Source organism: Paraburkholderia sp. RL17-373-BIF-A, assembly GCF_046030175.1.
Classification (GTDB): Bacteria; Pseudomonadota; Gammaproteobacteria; order Burkholderiales; family Burkholderiaceae; genus Paraburkholderia.
Map to the genome: position 1 here is coordinate 1 of NZ_JARESO010000178.1, position 2,995 is coordinate 2,995.

Sequence of the window (2,995 nt, forward strand, 5' to 3'; positions counted from 1 at the left end):
CCCTGGTTGAACTATCGACGATCGAGTGGTAACGGCGAGTCGGAGGCGGCGGGCTAGCCCTGTTGGAGTGCGGTGAGACGCGGAGAGCGTTTTAGCCAGAAAGCAGGCGTCCGGTTTTGACTGGCGTCGTTGTGTTCCGCGATGCCCTCACTTCGATCTGGTTCACTGTGAACCACGGTGAGACGAAATGTTTGTTGCTTTGTTCGCGCTGAGCGGTGGACTACTGTTGGATAGTTGATCTTCGCAACGTTTGTGTTACGTCTGCCGCAGCGATGAGCAGTGCCCTGCTTAGGAAGTACGCATTGTCGATTAAATCAGAGAGTCGCATGGGTGAGCGGTTGGTTTGGTAGGAAGCGCGCAGTTTGAAGATCAAGCCATCGACTACCGGTTAGTGATTTGTATGTGACTCGGCCTAGTTGATCAAAGGACTCGCGGCGACCACGTCACTAGCGGTTGTCGTCAGCTACCTGCCGGATTTCGTTCAGGACCTTCATGCTCTATCACTCGCCGTCCCGGCTCGCTACGGTGGGTCCCACCGGGCGCGCTAAACCCGTTTAGCAGGCCGTTGAAATACCTGATGTGGCGGTCATCCGTAACGAAGGCGTAAGCGTTGAACTGATGTCATCAATGAGAGCGAGATGGAACGGATGCGTGGTCCAGATGGTTTTGCTGAGTCAATGTTCACGGTGCTGAAGCTGGACGATTTTGTGCCGAAGGACCATCCGTTGCGTCCGATCCGCGCGTGGGTCAATGACGCGCTTAAACGCATGGACGATGTGTTCGCCCGAATGTACGAGGCTGACGCGAAAGGAGGTCGGCCGAGCATCGCGCCGGAGAAACTGGTGCGAGCTCTTTTGCTGCAGGTGCTGTACTCGATTCGTAGCGAGCGCATGCTGGTGGAACAGATTTCCTACAACATGCTGTTGCGCTGGTTCGTCGGCCTGCCGATGGACGGGACCGTGTGGGACCACTCGACGTTCAGCAAGAACCGCGACCGGTTGCTCGAACACGATGTGGTGGTGTTGCTCTTCAACGAGACAGTCGAGACCGCGCGCGAGCGCGGATATCTTTCTGGGGAGCACTTTAGCGTCGACGGCACGTTGATTCAGACATGGGCCGGGCATAAGAGCTTCGTGCCGAAGGCAAGTCCAGACGAAGACGGCACGCCTCCTGACGAACCGCCCGCGCCGAACGACAACCGGCACGGACAGAAACGCAGTAACGAGACGCACCAATCGACGACGGACGAGCAGGCGCGCCTGTTCGCAAGAGCAAAGGAACCGGGGCGATGCTCTGTTATATGGGCCACGTGCTGACCGACAACCGGCACGGCCTGGTGGTCAACGCGCAGGTGACGCTGGCGACGGGCACCGCCGAGCGCGACGCGACCGTGCTGATGCTGACTGATGCCGCAAGTGTTACACCGGGCGCCATCACGGTCGGCGCGGATAAAAACTACGACACCGCCGGCTTCGTCCGCAGTTGTCGCGCGAATCGTGTCACACCGCATGTGGCACAAAACGATGGGCGTCCAGGCGGTTCGGCAATTGACGAGCGAACTACGCGTTGGCCGGGTTACGCGGTCAGCCAGCAAAAACGTAAGCGTATTGAGCAGGTGTTCGGATGGGGCAAGACAGTCGGACGAATTAGACAGGCGATGTATCGTGGAGTTGAACGCGTAGATCAGCTCTTCGTGCTGACGCAGGTCGGCTACAACCTGACGCGTATGCGCACACTTGCCGGCTGAGGGGCACGAAGCAATGGATAACACCGATATGGTGAACCCGCGAGCAACGTCGAATGCCCGCAAACGTGTTCCGCGTTTCAAAAGTGCGAACCCAACATCCGTCGCAATGCATCTGAGCGCCTCAGCGACGGATATTTCAACGGCCTGTTAGTAGTTTTTCTGGAAGTATTCTCTCGAATGCACACAAAGTGAGCACATCCGAATCATGGGAAAAGTCCAAATCGTTCAACTGACCAGCGAACTGCTATGGTTGGTCCTGATCTTGTCTTTGCCTACAGTCCTTGTCGCGTCGGTGGTCGGCATACTGATCAGTTTGGTGCAAGCACTAACTCAGGTACAAGACCAGACAGTTCCGTTTTTGGTTAAGTTGGTGGCGACCTGTCTGACGCTTGCAATGTCCTATCGTTGGACGGGAGACGCGCTCTTCATTTACACCGAGCGGTGCTTTGATCTTATCGCGCAGATGGGAAGATAGGTATGGGTGAACTCACTCGCTGGCTGCCCCTTCTCGGCGTTGCCATGATGCGGCCGATGGGGGCGATGCTGCTGCTGCCATTGTTCGGACCCTCGGTTGTCGGCGGTGCGATGATTCGCAACTCGCTCGTTCTAATGATCGCCCTTCCAGGGTTGCCCTTTCTGGCGGCGTTGCAATTACCAGATCCCATAGCATCTCCTGGTCACTACATGCTGCTTTTGGGAAGCGAGTTCGTCGTCGGTCTGACGCTGGGCTTCTCTGCTGCGATCCCATTCTTCGCGGTAGACGCAGCTGGCTTTCTGTTGGACACTTTGCGCGGCGCGTCAATGGCCGGCGTGCTCAACCCGTTGCTCGGAGCCCAGTCGTCTCCGTTGGGAGCGTTCTTTTCGCATGTTCTGGCTGTGTTGTACTTGGTACTAGGCGGGTTTCATGCCTTTCTTTCGGCGCTCTACGACTCTTACCAGACGTTGGTTGTTGGGCGCAGTTGGCATTGGGACGCGCACTTCGTTCAATTCCTGAAGAGCGAGTGGCAGCTTCTATATACGTTAGCGCTTACGTTTGCGGTCCCGGCGACGGTAATGATGGTCCTGGTGGATCTAGCTTTGGGTTTGATCAACCGTTCTGTGCAGCAACTGAACGTGTTTTCGTTGTCGATGCCGATCAAAAGTCTGATCGCTCTACTCATGCTCATAATTGGACTACAGTTCGGGCTGTCCGGCGTCGTTGCACAGTTCGAGCGTTTCGACGGTGGCCTTGTGCGGTTGTTGACGCCC

At 56.7% G+C, this 2,995-nt stretch carries 2 protein-coding genes and 1 pseudogene; all 3 read left to right on the top strand.

What is annotated here, in order from left to right:
* The first annotated feature begins 647 nt into the window (after nucleotides 1-647).
* A pseudogene (locus P0D80_RS49185) lies at nucleotides 648-1,747 on the top strand (IS5 family transposase).
* Nucleotides 1,748-1,952: 205 nt separating this feature from the next.
* A complete protein-coding gene (sctS, locus tag P0D80_RS49190) occupies nucleotides 1,953-2,222 on the top strand; it encodes a type III secretion system export apparatus subunit SctS (protein ID WP_408295750.1) in 270 nt (89 codons plus the stop codon).
* A gap of 2 nt (nucleotides 2,223-2,224) precedes the next feature.
* On the top strand, nucleotides 2,225-2,995 hold a 771-nt coding region (gene sctT / locus P0D80_RS49195; protein WP_408295753.1), incomplete at its 3' end, for a type III secretion system export apparatus subunit SctT.